The 14,938-nt window shown below is 41.2% G+C and carries 15 protein-coding genes and 1 rRNA gene; 9 read left to right on the forward strand and 7 right to left on the reverse strand.

Going from position 1 to position 14,938, the window contains the following annotated elements; genetic code table 11:
* Positions 1-23: 23 nt before the first annotated feature.
* The gene (locus ATS72_RS11275) at positions 24-791 is read right to left on the reverse strand and encodes a sulfite exporter TauE/SafE family protein (RefSeq protein ID WP_235591566.1); all 768 of its coding nucleotides are present in this window, start codon (positions 789-791) and stop codon (positions 24-26) included.
* 170 nt (positions 792-961) lie between these two features.
* Between ATS72_RS11275 and ATS72_RS11280 the strand changes: the two genes are divergently transcribed.
* The 8 genes from ATS72_RS11280 (at position 962) to ATS72_RS11315 (ending at position 7,249) form a co-directional block, all read left to right on the forward strand.
* Positions 962-1,711 (forward strand): GntR family transcriptional regulator, encoded by a 750-nt coding sequence (locus ATS72_RS11280; RefSeq protein WP_010557877.1) that lies wholly within the window; start codon positions 962-964, stop codon positions 1,709-1,711.
* Positions 1,712-1,902: 191 nt separating this feature from the next.
* Positions 1,903-2,865 carry an aldo/keto reductase gene (locus ATS72_RS11285; protein ID WP_058430033.1) on the forward strand — a complete coding sequence of 321 codons (963 nt, stop codon included), beginning with the start codon at positions 1,903-1,905 and terminating at the stop codon, positions 2,863-2,865.
* A 9-nt stretch (positions 2,866-2,874) separates the two neighbouring features.
* Positions 2,875-3,870, forward strand: a complete 996-nt coding sequence (locus tag ATS72_RS11290) for a TauD/TfdA family dioxygenase (RefSeq protein ID WP_058430032.1) — start codon at positions 2,875-2,877, stop codon at positions 3,868-3,870.
* Entirely contained in the window at positions 3,870-4,874 is a 1,005-nt protein-coding gene (locus ATS72_RS11295) for a YeiH family protein (RefSeq protein WP_058430031.1), read from the forward strand. Before ATS72_RS11290 ends, ATS72_RS11295 begins: the two co-directional genes overlap by 1 nt.
* A gap of 292 nt (positions 4,875-5,166) precedes the next feature.
* Positions 5,167-5,376, forward strand: coding sequence for a cold-shock protein (locus tag ATS72_RS11300; protein ID WP_006792548.1), 210 nt, complete (start codon positions 5,167-5,169; stop codon positions 5,374-5,376).
* A 187-nt stretch (positions 5,377-5,563) separates the two neighbouring features.
* The gene (locus ATS72_RS11305) at positions 5,564-5,773 is read left to right on the forward strand and encodes a cold-shock protein (protein ID WP_006792549.1); all 210 of its coding nucleotides are present in this window, start codon (positions 5,564-5,566) and stop codon (positions 5,771-5,773) included.
* Positions 5,774-5,934: 161 nt separating this feature from the next.
* Positions 5,935-6,180, forward strand: a complete 246-nt coding sequence (locus ATS72_RS11310) for a DUF3297 family protein (RefSeq protein ID WP_006792550.1) — start codon at positions 5,935-5,937, stop codon at positions 6,178-6,180.
* 166 nt (positions 6,181-6,346) lie between these two features.
* Entirely contained in the window at positions 6,347-7,249 is a 903-nt protein-coding gene (locus ATS72_RS11315; RefSeq protein ID WP_058430030.1) for a homocysteine S-methyltransferase family protein, read from the forward strand.
* 168 nt (positions 7,250-7,417) lie between these two features.
* On the opposite strand, the gene ATS72_RS11320 is transcribed toward ATS72_RS11315, so the two are convergent.
* The 5 genes from ATS72_RS11320 to ATS72_RS11340 form a co-directional block, all read right to left on the reverse strand.
* A complete protein-coding gene (locus tag ATS72_RS11320) occupies positions 7,418-8,269 on the reverse strand; it encodes an alpha/beta hydrolase (protein WP_058430029.1) in 852 nt (283 codons plus the stop codon).
* A 104-nt stretch (positions 8,270-8,373) separates the two neighbouring features.
* Positions 8,374-9,681: a DEAD/DEAH box helicase gene (locus ATS72_RS11325; protein WP_058430028.1), complete on the reverse strand. Its 1,308-nt coding sequence runs from the start codon at positions 9,679-9,681 to the stop codon at positions 8,374-8,376.
* A 159-nt stretch (positions 9,682-9,840) separates the two neighbouring features.
* Positions 9,841-11,031 carry an alpha/beta hydrolase-fold protein gene (locus ATS72_RS11330; RefSeq protein WP_058430027.1) on the reverse strand — a complete coding sequence of 397 codons (1,191 nt, stop codon included), beginning with the start codon at positions 11,029-11,031 and terminating at the stop codon, positions 9,841-9,843.
* A 112-nt stretch (positions 11,032-11,143) separates the two neighbouring features.
* Positions 11,144-12,964, reverse strand: coding sequence for a glutamine--fructose-6-phosphate transaminase (isomerizing) (gene glmS, locus ATS72_RS11335; RefSeq protein ID WP_058430026.1), 1,821 nt, complete (start codon positions 12,962-12,964; stop codon positions 11,144-11,146).
* A 46-nt stretch (positions 12,965-13,010) separates the two neighbouring features.
* A complete protein-coding gene (locus tag ATS72_RS11340; protein WP_058430025.1) occupies positions 13,011-13,775 on the reverse strand; it encodes a DeoR/GlpR family DNA-binding transcription regulator in 765 nt (254 codons plus the stop codon).
* 154 nt (positions 13,776-13,929) lie between these two features.
* Here ATS72_RS11340 and ATS72_RS11345 point away from each other — a divergent pair, with 154 nt between their 5' ends.
* Entirely contained in the window at positions 13,930-14,457 is a 528-nt protein-coding gene (locus ATS72_RS11345; protein ID WP_058430024.1) for a sugar O-acetyltransferase, read from the forward strand.
* Positions 14,458-14,705: 248 nt separating this feature from the next.
* Here ATS72_RS11345 and rrf read toward each other — a convergent pair.
* A 5S ribosomal RNA gene (gene rrf, locus ATS72_RS11350) occupies positions 14,706-14,820 on the reverse strand.
* Positions 14,821-14,938: the final 118 nt, after the last annotated feature.

Here is a 14,938-nt window from a genome sequence, read left to right on the forward strand (position 1 = left end):
TTAATTAATTAACAGCACTCGCTTTAAACTAGAGTAGGCGCCGAGATAACCACCAGCGATACACCACTTACACCCAGTAGCGTGATGGCAATAATGCGTATCCATTTTGCATCTACGTATGGGGTTAAGCGTCTTGAAAAATGAGTCACAAGTAATACTAAAGGAATTGCAGCCGCAATTAAAAACATAATATCGAGATCGGGCAAGGTGCCAAATAAAGCAATACCCACCCGCACTATGCCACCAATGGTAAACACTGCAAGTAACGTACTACGAATTGCTTCAATAGACCAAGCTTGTTTATAGCACTGAAATACCAGCGGCGGTCCCGACGTTGAAAACAACCCGCCCAGTAAACCACTTACCCCACCTGCAATTAAAAAGGAGCGAGGACGACTTTGCCTGTCGGTTCGCTTTCGTTTTACTAGCATTAAAGCGCAGCACAATAAAATGCTAATCCCCAATATAAAATTTAAAAACTGAGTTAAATGCGCCGACATATATTCAAGTAGAACAAACCCTAGCAACATTAGCGGAATGCCCGTATACAGCATGAGTTTTAGTTCGGGGATTTTTACTGCATTGCGGTTTTTAACCACCACAGTGGTTGAGTTAACAAGCCCTAGCAAACTGACTAAAAACGTGGTTGCCGTTAATGGCAATACATCTAATAGCGTAAAACTGGCTACCACTAAAAGCCCAAAACCAAACCCACTGAGTGTTTGCAATAGTGTGGCTGCACTTAAGCAAAGCGCCATAACTAATATAAGTTCGAATGAAATACTGAACACTTTAAATTTCCTTGGCGTGCGCTATTGTAGTGTAACGATTTGTTTTTAGGCATAATGTAAAAACAAGCTGTAATACAATAGCTCACAATTAACTTATAACACGCAAAGATGCGCAAAAAGTACCACCTATGTTATAACTACAGGTGGATTGAATTTAACGGTAAATAACAATGAGTAACTCTATGTTTGATCACAAATTAAGTGGCCCAAGCTTGGCTTTTCAACCACTTTACTTACAAGTGGCTGATTATATTAAACAGCTCATTGTTGAAAGACGCTGGGTACCTGGCGAAGCATTACCTAGCGAGTTTCGCCTTGCTGAAGAATTTAATGTAAGCCAAGGCACTGTTCGTAAAGCCCTTAACTTACTAACCGACGATAAAATAGTCACTCGCCGACAAGGTGTAGGTACGTTTGTATCTGAGCATACCGCGCAAGACGCACTGTTTAGATTTTTCCCGCTTCAGGCCGATGGTAAAGGTGCAGACTTACCCAAGGCAGAGCTGTTATCGGTTGAGCTATGCCCCGCACCACACGATGTTATCGATGCCTTACAACTTAATAAAAAAGATAAAGTAACTAAGCTTGTGCGTAGGCGTATTCTTGATAACGAATTTTGTATGAGCGAAACTATATACCTTCCACAAAGCTACTTTCCTGATATACATCAAAGTAGTGATATTCCGCATACATTGTACCACTACTACCAAACCAAATTTAATCAAACCGTGCACAAAACCCAAGACAGCATAAAAGCGGTATTAGCCGACGAAACTGATGCAAAAATGCTCGCAATTAAAACTGGCGATCCACTGTTATTAGTGTCACGCATTACCGAATCAATTGAAGGTAAACGTATTGAATACCGCCAAAGCAAGTGCCGAAGCGATCATTACCATTACCAAATTGAGCTTGATTAACAGATGTAAAACAACTCACAAATAAAATTTTTTTAAAGGCAGCAATCGCTGCCTTTTTGCTATCTGCAGCTTTTTTAATTCGCTGTTTTAACACCTAGCGGTGCGCACAGTGTTGACACTGTTAGATTCGTATAATAACTTATGTCTTATACAAGACCAAAGTCATTATGCAATTTTAACAGGAATTCCCAATGAGTTCATTAAATAACATCCCGCCAGTCGGGTTCGGTTTATGGAAAGTAGCACAAGAAGATTGCGCGCAAACGGTGTATCAAGCCATTAAAGCGGGTTACCGCCATCTTGATTGTGCCGCAGACTACGGTAATGAAGAACAGGTTGGCGATGGCATAGCCCAAGCAATTAATGACGGCCTGTGCACCCGAGAAGAGCTATGGATAACGTCAAAACTTTGGAATACCTTTCATGCGCCCGAGCATGTAGAGCTTGCGATTGATAAAACACTCAGCGATTTAAAGCTCGACTACCTCGACCTATACTTAATTCACTTTCCGATTGCGCAAACCTTTGTACCAATAGAGACACGCTACCCGCCAGAGTGGTTTGTAGACCCAGATGCTCAAAACCCACACATGGAGTTGGCAAAAGTACCACTACATTTAACGTGGCAAGCAATGGAAGAGCAAGTATATAACAACAAAGCAAAACGCATTGGTGTGTGTAATTACTCAAGCGCATTACTCCACGATTTAATGACCTACGCCACCGTTAAACCCGCTATGCTGCAAATTGAATCGCACCCTTATTTAACGCAAGAGCGCCTTATAAGGTTGGCAAAACAATACGACATTCCGGTTACTGCATTTTCTCCACTGGGCGCGCTTTCGTACCTAGAGCTTGAAATGGCCGATCAAACAGAGTCTGTGCTTGAGCAAAGCGTAGTGAAAGCTGCGGCGCAAAGCCATGGTAAGACACCAGCACAAGTTGTGCTGCGCTGGGGCGTGCAACGCGGAACAGCCATCATCCCTAAAACATCAAAACTTGAACGCATGACAGAAAATCTATCGCTGTTTGATTTTGAACTCAATGAGCAAGAAATGGCCGATATTTCTGCACTTAATATTAACCGCCGCTTTAACGACCCTGGTCACTTTTGTGAAGCAGCGTTTAACCGTTTTCACCCTATTTACGATTAGGAAAATACAATGTCAGCTACCGAACTTAACTACGCCGCAGTGCCTACTCAATTAACCTTCGATGACTCGGTTTTTCCGTGCATTGTGGTTAATAATAATAACGCCAGCACCGTTGAAGAGGCGGTGGCTTTCATTCGAGCAAATAAATCCGAACTAGAAACCAAACTGCGCAGCGCTGGTGCTGTACTGTTTCGTGGTTTTCCGATTAATAGTGCTGAAACCTTTGATACGTTTTCAGCAGGGTTTGATTACGATAATTTTACTTACCAAGAGTCGCTATCTAACGCGGTACGTATTAACTTTACCGAGCGTGTATTTACCGCTAACGAAGCGCCAAAAGATGTAGAAATTTACTTACACCACGAAATGGCTCAAACGCCTATTTCGCCAAGTAAATTATTCTTTTTTTGTAAATCGGCAGCAGAGGAAGGCGGCGCAACACCGCTTTGCCGCTCAGATAAATTATTTAGCGCTTTAAAGCAATTTGATAGCCAATTAGCCGATGACTTTGAACAAAAAGGCTTAAAGTACACCACTTACATGCCTGCAGCCGACGATGCAACATCGGGCCAAGGCCGCAGTTGGAAAAGCACGCTCAGCGTACAAAATAAAGAAGAAGCGCACAGTAAACTTACCGAGCTAGGTTATGAGTGGGAGTGGCTAGACGATGGCTCTTTAAAAGCAATTACCCCGGTTTTACCTGCGGTAGTTACCCTTGAAAACGGCGTACAAGTTTTTTACAACCAACTTATTGCCGCTTACATGGGTTGGAAGGGCGTACGAGAAAACCCATCGATTGCCATTACTTTTGGCGATGGCAGTGCTATTCCTAAAGCGGGACTTGATAAAATTGTTGAGCTTTCAAAAGAGTTTACCTTTGATTTAGCCTGGCAAGATGGCGATGTAGCACTGGTTGATAACGAAATGGCTATGCACGGGCGTCGTCCATTTACTGGCGAGCGAAAGCGGCAAGTACTTGTTGCATTAACCGCAGCTAACGCCTAATGCGGCGAGTAAGTAATGCATTAAAAGCGTATGTATCGCCACTTTGGCAAGGTGCAAGCATTGCAGTAATGACTGGGCTTGCAGCCTTATTTTTAAGTGAACATTACGGCGCACCCGCTATGTTATTTGCTTTATTGCTCGGTATGGCGGTATCGTTTTTGTATCAAAGTGACAGCCCTTGCGCAAAAGGGATCGACTTTACCGGCACCACTATTTTGCGAGTCGGCATTGTACTTTTGGGTACACGTATTGCTTTAGGCGACTTAATTACACTGGGCTGGCAAACTGCGCTCATGCTTGCTGGTGCTATATTCACCACCATTATTTTAGGGGTAATACTTGCGCGCGTATTTGGCTTACAAAAACGCTTTGGAGCTTTAACTGGCGGGTCTGTGGCTATTTGCGGTGCATCGGCAGCATTGGCTATTTCGTCGATTATGCCCAACAGCGAACACAAAGAGCGCGATACGTTACTTACTGTTATTGGCGTAACAGCTATGTCGACCATTGCAATGATTCTCTATCCAATCATTGTTAATTACCTAGAATTTGATGCCCATAACGCAGGGGTATTTTTAGGTGGTACCATACATGATGTAGCCCAAGTTGTGGGCGCGGGCTATTCTGTATCGCCAGAAACCGGCGACATTGCCACACTCACTAAACTTGTACGTGTAGCTATGTTACTGCCTGTTGTACTTATAATGATGGTTATAATTAATCGCTCCAATCAAAGCAATAAAGGCGACTTACCTAAGGTACCTGGCTTTTTAATTGGTTTTGTTATTTTAATGGTAATTAACAGCTGTTTTTCGCTGCCAAGCGTATTACTCGAAAGCGCTAATGAACTGTCAAAGTTCTTTTTAATTACAGCTATTGCCGCCATTGGCATGAAAACTAACTTGGGAAAGCTTACCGAAGTGGGCATAAAACCCATTATTTTAATTGTGGCTGAAACTGTGTGGATAGCGTTATTAATATTGGGCTTTATATTCTTTAACTAACTGAATAAAAAAGGTTTAAGCCGTAAATTTCAAGATCAATATACACCATGTTAAACACGGCTTTTTAATTTAATTCTTTCTAAGGCTAAAAAATAAAATAACAATAAAGCTTGGTGTATTATCAAACATGCTGTTATCCTGCTCGGCATCGGGTTGATGAAAACCCAGTTTATTTGTAAGTACCTCGTTGATATTAGTAATAATCCTTCGCGTTATCCTCAGTTAAATGCACGTTTTCTTCCTGTTAAATTGCCTATTTAGGGCACACTTTTATTTATTTTTAGGATCTATTATGTCTAATACAACAACTGGTACAGTTAAATTTTTTAATGAAGCAAAAGGTTTTGGTTTTATCGAGCAAGAGTCTGGCCCTGATGTGTTTGCACATTTCAGCGCAATCTCTGGCGACGGTTTTAAAACCCTTGCTGAAGGCCAACGTGTACAGTTTACTGTTACTCAAGGTCAAAAAGGCCCACAGGCTGAGAACATTGTTAGCATCTAATTGCTAAACAATTAAATGGGTTAGCAATAACCCATTTTGAATACTAGTTTGAAAGAAGTTTTGTTTTATTTGTTAGTACCCCGTTGTTTTAGTAATAATCCTGCGCGTTATCCTCAAGTTAACTATTTTTTCCGGCTCAATCGCCTCTTTTCAGGCACACTTATATTAATTTTTTAGGATACATATTATGTCTACTACAACTACTGGTTCAGTAAAATGGTTTAACGAAGCAAAAGGTTTTGGTTTTATCGAGCAAGAGTCTGGCCCTGATGTGTTTGCACATTTTAGCGCAATCTCTGGCGACGGTTTTAAAACCCTTGCTGAAGGCCAACGTGTACAGTTTACTGTTACTCAAGGTCAAAAAGGCCCACAAGCTGAAAACATTGTTAGCATTTAACATGTTTTAAATAAATGCGTTTTTTAACGCATTTATTACCCCCTTAATTACCTCTTATAAGTATTAGTAAAACCCCTTCAAACATTTATTTCAGTCTTGCTTGAGCATAACTCCTGTATTGCCTACAATAGCGCACAATATATTCTATGTAGATCCCTATTATGACTGATACAAACAAACCTGAATTACCAGATCAACTTTCTATTAATCCACGCAGCAAATTTTATGTAGAAGAAGTGTTTGAACATGAAATTGGTATTACACTAAATGGCAAAGAACGTTTTGACGTTGAAGAATACAGCATTAGCGAAGGTTGGATTAAAGTAGCAGCACCTAAAGCGTTAGATCGCCGCGGTCAGCCATTGCTTATGAAAGTAAAAGGCAAGGTAGAAGCGTTTTACAAATAAGCTAATCCTTATTTAAAAGTAAGCGACTCCTTTAGGCAGTCGCTTTTTTTGTGCCTATTAAAAAGTATTGAGCTATTTTCATGTTAAACCTGATGAAGTTTCACTATATTTTTAAGCAAAACATGCTTGAATGACGTCATATTGTATAGAACAGCGGAAGCTTATTATGAAAAAAGTAATTATTTTAGATGGTGGCATGGGCCGCGAACTTAAGCGCATTGGCGCTCCGTTTACGCAACCTCTTTGGAGTGCGCAGGCACTTATAGAAGCGCCACACTTTGTTACTCAAGCACACTCTGGGTTTATAGATGCTGGCGCTGAAATAATTACTGTAAATAGTTACGCCTGTGTACCGTTTCATTTAGGCGAAGCGCTTTATGATGCACAGGGTGCCGAGCTTGCTAACCAAGCTGCAATCATTGCAAAAAAAGCGGCTCAAAGTGCAAATAAAAATATACTGGTAGCAGGTTCGCTTCCTCCGGTATTTGGCTCTTACCGCCCGGAGCTATTTGAACGTAAGCGTGGTTTTACTATTTTAAATACACTTTACGAAGCACAAAACGAGTATGTAGATCTATGGATTGGCGAAACTATTTCTAGCATTGAAGAAGCACAAGTAATGGCAAGCGTACTTAAAAATTCAAACAAACCATGCTATTACGCATTTACCTTAAATGATGAAGTTAGCGAACTAGCAACCCTGCGCTCAGGCGAATTTGTAACTGACGCCGTAACTGAACTGCTTGATCACAATGTTGCAGGTATTTTATTTAATTGCTCGATCCCTGAAGTAATAGAACAAGCCTTAATAGATACTAATAAGGTATTGTCGAAGCATAATAAAACCGTGGCTTTGGGCGCCTTTGCAAACGGCTTTACGCCTATTGCCCATGACTATCAAGCCAATCAAGGCTCGCAAGCGTATCGTGATATTTCACCTTCAGAATACCTTGGCTTTGCAAAGAAGTGGCACGCTCTGGGTGCAACTGTTATTGGGGGTTGCTGTGGTATAGGCCCAGAGTTTATTGAAGTGCTGGTAAACTGGAAACAGGAACTTGAAAGCGCTTAAGCTTTTAGTGCCCTTTAGGGCTTATTGGCTGCACCAATCGTGTTAAGTTATTAGGCATTTATAGCGACAGATAAATAGCGTGATAACAAGGCATAAATATCGACATGTAGTTGTTCTACATGAGAAATTCATAACGCTGTTAGCGCTCTATTTAGCACGCTAGAATGATTAAATATTTGAGTCGATTGGTGTTATTCCCAACACCCAATCAAGCCCTTGTATTGCAGTAGTAGGAAATGCGGTTGCATGGCTCGCCCCTTCAATAACAACACTTTTTAATTGTATGTTGTCACTGTTAAGTGCATTAATTTTTTGTACCAATAGCTTGGTACCCTCAACCATATTTTGCCCTTCACCAAAAGCTGGGATTTCCTTTGCTCCCACCGATATATAAACCTTTGTAGGCACTTTAGGTTTATTTGCTTGTAGCGCTAAGATTGCGTTGCTATCAAACCAAACAGACGGGCTACCAATAATATAATGGCTAAATAAGTCGGGCATCGTAAATAAAACAGTAGCACCAAATAAACCGCCTAGCGAGTTACCTATGTAGGTTTTGTGTGTGTGACTTGCTCGGTAGTTTTGCTCAATATAAGGGAACACGGTATTTTTAATAAACTGAATATGGCCTTGCGCATTACCTGTTTGTTTTTTCCAATCCTTTGCAAAGGTAGGAGTGTAGTCTCTTATTCGACTAGCTGATCCAATAGACCCTTTTTCATAACCAATGGCGACAATAATTGCTTGCTGCATTTTGCCGCTATTCATAGGAAACCGTGTAGCCCCTGCCACTATAGGGAAGGTATACGGCGCATCGGTTAAATAAATAACTGGATATGTTTTATCTGGCTTATTTTTATATGACTTAGGGAGCTGAATAAAAACAGGGTAAACACGCTTACTAGAAGGTTCAGTTAGCTGAATAACGCTACTTCTAGGAATTTCATATGGCGTATTTGCACTTAATTTAAAACAAGTTAATACACAAAGCAGCAATAGCCATTTGGTTGGTAAATTCACTTAATTTCCCTTTATAAACTACAGCTACACTTATATTTGCCCAAACAGTAAAGAAGGCAGCGCCTCATAAAGGTAACTGCCTAATATAAAGTGACTATAAAACCTTACTTAGAACGATTTCGCCAACCACTCCATGCATCATCTTCTGGGTTAACTTTGTTTTTCTTCTTTTTCTTACCTGTGCCTGCAGGCTTTGCCATTGGCTTGTCGTTTTTAAGCGCATCAGCTGCATCAAGGTTTGCTTGGTTAACTGCAAAACCCGTTACTTCTTTACGCTCTAAGCGAAGTTTATTTTTCTTTTCGATTATTTTAAAGTGATGAAAGTCTTCATAATCAATTAACGATAACGCTAAGCCAACTTCACCGGCACGGCCGCTTCGGCCAATACGGTGCATGTAATCGGCGGGGCTGCGCGGTAAGTTAAAGTTAATAACAACAGGCAGTTTGGCAATATCTAAACCACGGGCTGCTATATCGGTGGCAATAAGTACTTCTATTTCACCGGCTTTAAATTTTTCTATTACGCGAGTACGCTCACTTTGGCCTTTATCACCATGAAATACCTGTGCGTTAATACCACGCTTTTCAAGCTTACCCACTAAGTGCTCACAGTCTTTTTTAGCGTTTACAAAAATAAGCGCTTGGCGCCATTTATGCTCTTTAATTAAATGCGCTAAAACCGTAGTTTTTTCGCCTTTATTAACCGTAAATACGCGCTGTACTAAGGTGCTTTCGTCTTTGCTTTGAACTTGTATTTCAACAGGGTTAGTTAACAGCTCTTGCGTTAATAGAGTGACTTGCTCTGGGAAGGTTGCTGAAAACAACATTGTTTGTTTTTTAGCAGGCATTAACGCTAATAACTCAGCAAGTTCTTCGGTAAAGCCAAGGCTTAGCATGCGGTCGGCTTCATCAAGCACTAAGGTCGTTACTTTATCGAGCTTAATCGCATTGCTTGAGATTAAATCGAGTAAACGGCCAGGTGTTGCCACGATAATATCGGCGCCGCCACGTAGAGCCTGCATTTGTGTATTAACCGATACACCACCAAATACCGCCACCGTTTTAATGGCGCCATTAAAGTTAGCAGAATACGATTTAACGCTATCAGCCACCTGCGTTGCAAGCTCACGGGTAGGTACCAAAATAAGCCCAGTGACAAAGTTACCTTTGTTCGCTGCTTTTTTAGCGCTTTGCTCTAAAAATAGGGTTTGCAGCATTGGTAATGCAAACGTTGCTGTTTTACCTGAGCCAGTATTTGCCCCCGCAATTAAATCGCTACCAGCAAGTACACTTGGAATCGCTTTAGCTTGAATTGGCGTAGGTTGGTTATATTCCAAATCGGTTAAACGAGCTTGTAGCTCTGGAATAAGGCCAAGATCGTTAAAGGTGCTAGGGCTTGCGGCTGAGGTCATAAAAGTTGTGGGCTTATTGCTAAAAAAGTAGCCTGTAATTTTAGCGTATTTAGCGCTTATTAAGTAGGAATTAGTGATTTAAATGTTCTCATAGGTAACAGCTACGTGTTGTAAGGGTAACTGTAAGCGCAGGCTCTCCCTGCGCTTTATCCTTTTACATTATTGCGTTTTACTTAGCTGCGTTTGTAATCTAGCTTTTGTTTCTTTTAAGTAATGTATATAAGGATATGAGTCGTCTGCTATCGCTAAAGCAGAGTCCATCTGTTTAAGCGCTTGGCGAGTATCACCCTGCATTTCATAGCCATAAGATAAAGCTGAAAGCGCATCGACTGATTTTGGGTGGTTTTTTAAATTGTACTTAAACACCTCAATAGCACGGGTAAACTGCTTGCTGCCCGTTAAGTTATAACCGAGTGATCTAACAGCGCGATCCGATGGCGCAATCTGCTCGCCCCATTGTTGAGATAAGCTTTGATAATAAGTATCAATAGAGGTTACATCGTCAGTTAAAGCACTTATGGGCATTTGTTTAGGCAAAAATAAGTTGTGATAGGCATTAAATGAACCAGCAACCGAAGTAAGGTTATGCGAGATACCATCAAACGCATCACTAAAGAAGCGTAAATTTGGCAAGCTATTAGATTGCAAAGCTTGCTGAAGTTCATTGTATCGCTCACGCATTATGCCTGCTTCTTCGCCTATATTAATGTAAACATAGTTATTTAGGTCTTTTGATGTATTAATAAACGCCTTAGCTGCTTTTAGCGATGCACCATAGTTCCACCAAACCGCTGGGCTATATGCAATATGCGCTTGGAAAAGATCAGGGTTAGCTTGCATTGTATAAAGTGCAAACACGCCTGCCGCAGAGGCCCCTGCAATCACATTATAATTGTGCGTACGATAACTTTTATTAATTAAGGGCATAAGTTCTTGCTCAATAAATGCTAAAAACTTTGCTGCACCACCGCCTTCACCTACCGGGCCTTGTGGCTCTTTATTAACTGTGGGGTATAAATCCCTTAAGCGATTGGTGTTTTCAATAGCGACAATAATAACCTCGGGCGCACGATTATCATTTTGCAAGCGCTCCATCACAGCACTTATAAGCGGTATGTTACCCGCGCCATCAAGGCGATAAATGACCGGATAAACTTTGTTTGGCTCAGCTTGGTAGTTCTTTGGTAGCTGGACTACAACAGTACGCTCTTCGTTTAAAACAGCCGATTTAATAGAGTGCATGAACTGAGAGTAATCTACACTTTGCTGTTTAGTGCCAGATTGTGCAAAGGCATTTTGTGAACTAAAAGCAAAAAAGCTAACAAAACAAATTACGGCTAATAAACGCATTACTAATCCTTTTGAAAATAGTGGGTTATTTAATCTAACAGGCTTTGAGGTACAAAAAAAGGCGCGTTGAGCGCCTTTTTAGTTTTAACTAACAAACAATAACTTATTGATTTTACTCAACCGTAACAGATTTAGCTAAGTTACGTGGTTGGTCAACGTCGGTACCTTTAATTACGGCTACATAGTACGACAATAACTGTAATGGCAATGTGTAAACAATTGGCGCAATAATGTCGTCAGTGTGGTTTACGTTGATTACACGCATTGTGTCGTCTGACTCAAAGTGTGAATCTTTATCTGCGAATACGTAAATAATGCCGCCACGTGCGCGTACTTCTTCTACGTTTGATTTAAGCTTTTCTAATAGCTCATTGTTTGGTGCTACAACAATAATTGGCATGTCAGCATCAATAAGTGCAAGTGGCCCATGTTTTAGCTCGCCCGCTGCGTAGGCTTCTGCGTGAATGTACGAAATTTCTTTAAGCTTAAGCGCGCCTTCCATTGCAATTGGGTATTGCGAACCACGACCTAAAAACAGTGAGTGATGCTTGTCGGCAAACTCTTCTGCAAGGTCTGCAATGCCATCAGCAAGCAGTAATGTTTCTTCAAGCTTAGCAGGAAGTACTTTTATAGCATTTACAATGGCACTTTGATCAAGCTGTTTTTCTTGAGCTATAGACGCAGTAAGCATTAACAAACCAACTAATTGTGTTGTAAATGCTTTAGTAGAAGCTACACCAATTTCAGCACCAGCTTTAGTCATAAAGGCAAGGTCAGATTCGCGCACAAGCGATGAACCCGGCACGTTACAAATGGTCATTGATGCCATGTAACCTTGCTCTTTAGCTAAACGTAGTGCAGCTAGCGTATCGGCTGTTTCACCCGATTGTGAAATAGTCACAAGTAGGCTGTTTTCGTGTACATACGATTGGCGGTAACGGAACTCAGAGGCAATCTCAACATTACAGCTAACGCCTGCAAATTGCTCAAGCCAGTAACGTGCAACCATACCTGAATGGTATGATGTACCACAGGCAATAATTTGCACGTGTTTTACGTCTTTAAATATTTGCTGAGCGCTGTCGCCAAAGGCGTCAATTGCTACGCGGTCGTCGTTTAAACGCCCTTCAAGGGTATTACGTACCGCAAGTGGTTGCTCGTAAATTTCTTTTAGCATGTAGTGGCGGTAGTCGCCTTTGCCTGAAGCATCTTGCGTGATGTTTGATTCAACAACCTCACGTTCTACAGCGTCGCCATTTTCATCAAAAATTTCAACAGTGTCACGTGTAATACGCGCTACGTCGCCTTCTTCTAAGAAGATAAAGCTGCGAGTCACTGGTAATAGTGCTAGCTGATCAGAGGCAATAAAGTTTTCGCCAAGGCCTAAACCTATTACAAGTGGGCTACCTGAGCGCGCTACGATGATTTCGTTGTCGTTTGCTTTATCAAATACAACGGTACCAAACGCACCTTCAAATTGCTTAACTGCGGCTTGAACAGATGCAAGTAACGTAGTGTGTTGCTTACGAAGCTTATGAATTAAGTGCACCATTACTTCGGTATCTGTTTCAGATAGGAACTCGTAGCCTTCTTCTTTAAGCGATGCGCGTAGGCTTGCGTGGTTTTCAATAATACCATTATGCACGAGTGCTAGCTGGTTGTTTGATACGTGCGGGTGAGCGTTTTCTTCAGTAACGCTACCGTGTGTTGCCCAGCGAGTGTGTGCAATACCTGTATGGCCGCTAACGCCTGCTTTCTCAAGTGCAGCTTCTACGTTAACTACTTTACCTACTGCTTTAACAGTATTAAGTGTGTTGCCATCAAGCAATGCTACGCCTGCTGAGTCGTAACCACGGTATTCAAGACGCTTAAGGCCTTCAACTAAAATTTTGTTTACTGGACGTTCTGCAACTGCCCCAACTATTCCACACATAGTGTCTCCATTAATTTTTTAATTCTAGTAACTCACTTTGCAGTTACTAATCAATAATATCTGCACAAATTAGTTTTACACCACACGCCTCAATCGCTTTGCGTTTATCGTCTGCTAAGCCATTGTCGGTTATTAATGTGGTTACTATTTTCCACGGTAATTCTAAATTTGGTATTTTTCGGCCAATCTTATCTGATTCAACCATAACGATTACTTCACGGGCCGCCTTTGCCATAACTTGGCTTAAGCCGACTAACTCATTAAAGGTAGTCGTGCCGCGCTTTACATCTATGCCATCTGCACCAATAAATAATTGATCGAAGTCATAAGAGCATAATACGTTTTCGGCAACTTGCCCCTGAAACGACTCAGAATGCGGATCCCATGTACCACCGGTCATTAAAAGTGTTGGCTCGTTTTCAAGTGATAGTAAACGGCTCGCCACTTTAATCGCGTTGGTCATTACAACTAACCCTCGCTTATTTGCAAGCTCTGGGATCATAGCGGCCGTAGTGCGCCCGCTATCAATAATAATACGGTTATGATCTTTTATGAGTGCTGCTGCAGCCTTAGCTATTGCTACTTTGCGTTTAGAGTCTATTTCGTCGGTGACGATTTCTTTAGGCAGTGCAATAGCTCCACCATAACGGCGCAGTAACAAGCCACTTTTTTCAAGCGCAGTTAAATCCTTTCGAATGGTTACTTCAGATGTTTGAAACTGCTCAGCGAGCTTTTCAACAGCCACTTCACCTAGCTCATTTACCTGAGTAAGTATTAAATGACGGCGTTGCTGTGTGTTTCGTTTAGTCATAAAGCTCGTAAATTAAGTTTCGTTTCGAAAGATATGTAATTCTAAACGAAACTAGTCAAATGGCAAGTGAACGAGCAAAAATAAAGCAGCTTTCAACAAGGAATAATAAAGGTAAAATAGCGCTAGGATCAGTTAATCAATCAAAGAAGCCTTAATGCAGTCATTTAACAGCTTAGATAAAACGCTATTAGCGCTACGAAAGCAAACTGGCGAAATATGCCGACTCTTTAATAAAAGCCCGAGTAAAGGCAATTTAAAACGCATTAAAGAGCTCTTCGCTCAATGCGGTGAAGGGGTAATTATAGAATCAGGTTTTCACTGCGATTATGGTAATCAAATAACTATTGGTGATCGTAGCTTCATAAACATTAACTGTACTGTATTGGATGCCCCAATTAGTGAAGGTGCTATCAGCATTGGGCAGGACTGCTTAATTGGTCCTAATGTTCAGCTATTAGCGGTATCTCATGCTGTTAACCCTACACAGCGACTCAATAAAGAAAACTTTGCATCCCCCATCACAGTGGGTAATAACGTGTGGATTGGCGCGGGAGTTATTGTATTAGCTGGCGTTACCATTGGCGATAATGCTGTTGTTGGTGCGGGATCTGTCGTAACTAAAAATGTAGAGGCGGATACTCTTGTTGCAGGTAATCCTGCTCTTAAAATAAGAATACTATAATTATAATCGATGTTTTTTGATGTCAGGTGTCACTTTGCTCGCCCGATCTGAGTGTTGAAGGTTTGGTGTTTTAAACCCCAGAAAGCAAAAATCCGTTACATTGATTTAGCGGGTTTTTCTTATTTGAAGTCGGTGCGCTACTAGTAACCAAAACACCGTCCACAAAGAACCGCTTCGCTTTAGAGATTACTTTCCTGCAGACAGCAAAAAACCCGTCACATTGCTGTAACGGGTTTCTCTTATTTGAAGCCTGGTAATGTCCTACTTTCACATAGCAAATGCTACACTATCATCGGCGCTGTTTCGTTTCACTACTGAGTTCGGCATGGAATCAGGTGGGTCCAAAACGCTATTGTCACCAAGCAAATTTGGGCGTTAATCCGTATTTCTACGCACTAACTGAATTTGGAAAATATCTGATAATATTTTTTAAGTCTGTCAGTAATATCTACTTTAGTTCATTAACTTCTGTCTTAACTGT

It is taken from the genome of Pseudoalteromonas sp. 13-15 (assembly GCF_001468205.2).
In the GTDB taxonomy this organism is placed as follows: Bacteria; Pseudomonadota; Gammaproteobacteria; order Enterobacterales; family Alteromonadaceae; genus Pseudoalteromonas; species Pseudoalteromonas marina.

Bases quoted from the DNA above. Each gene is read 5' to 3' on its own strand.
- ATS72_RS11325 (WP_058430028.1), bottom strand. From the start codon at position 9,681: ATGACCTCAGCCGCAAGCCCTAGCACCTTTAACGATCTTGGCCTTATT.
- ATS72_RS11310 (WP_006792550.1), top strand. From the start codon at position 5,935: ATGACTGATACAAACAAACCTGAATTACCAGATCAACTTTCTATTAAT.
- ATS72_RS11340 (WP_058430025.1), bottom strand. From the start codon at position 13,775: ATGACTAAACGAAACACACAGCAACGCCGTCATTTAATACTTACTCAG.
- ATS72_RS11315 (WP_058430030.1), top strand. From the start codon at position 6,347: ATGAAAAAAGTAATTATTTTAGATGGTGGCATGGGCCGCGAACTTAAG.
- ATS72_RS11295 (WP_058430031.1), top strand. From the start codon at position 3,870: ATGCGGCGAGTAAGTAATGCATTAAAAGCGTATGTATCGCCACTTTGG.
- ATS72_RS11280 (WP_010557877.1), top strand. From the start codon at position 962: ATGAGTAACTCTATGTTTGATCACAAATTAAGTGGCCCAAGCTTGGCT.
- ATS72_RS11330 (WP_058430027.1), bottom strand. From the start codon at position 11,031: ATGCGTTTATTAGCCGTAATTTGTTTTGTTAGCTTTTTTGCTTTTAGT.
- ATS72_RS11290 (WP_058430032.1), top strand. From the start codon at position 2,875: ATGTCAGCTACCGAACTTAACTACGCCGCAGTGCCTACTCAATTAACC.
- ATS72_RS11285 (WP_058430033.1), top strand. From the start codon at position 1,903: ATGAGTTCATTAAATAACATCCCGCCAGTCGGGTTCGGTTTATGGAAA.
- ATS72_RS11345 (WP_058430024.1), top strand. From the start codon at position 13,930: ATGCAGTCATTTAACAGCTTAGATAAAACGCTATTAGCGCTACGAAAG.
- ATS72_RS11300 (WP_006792548.1), top strand. From the start codon at position 5,167: ATGTCTAATACAACAACTGGTACAGTTAAATTTTTTAATGAAGCAAAA.
- glmS (WP_058430026.1), bottom strand. From the start codon at position 12,964: ATGTGTGGAATAGTTGGGGCAGTTGCAGAACGTCCAGTAAACAAAATT.
- ATS72_RS11305 (WP_006792549.1), top strand. From the start codon at position 5,564: ATGTCTACTACAACTACTGGTTCAGTAAAATGGTTTAACGAAGCAAAA.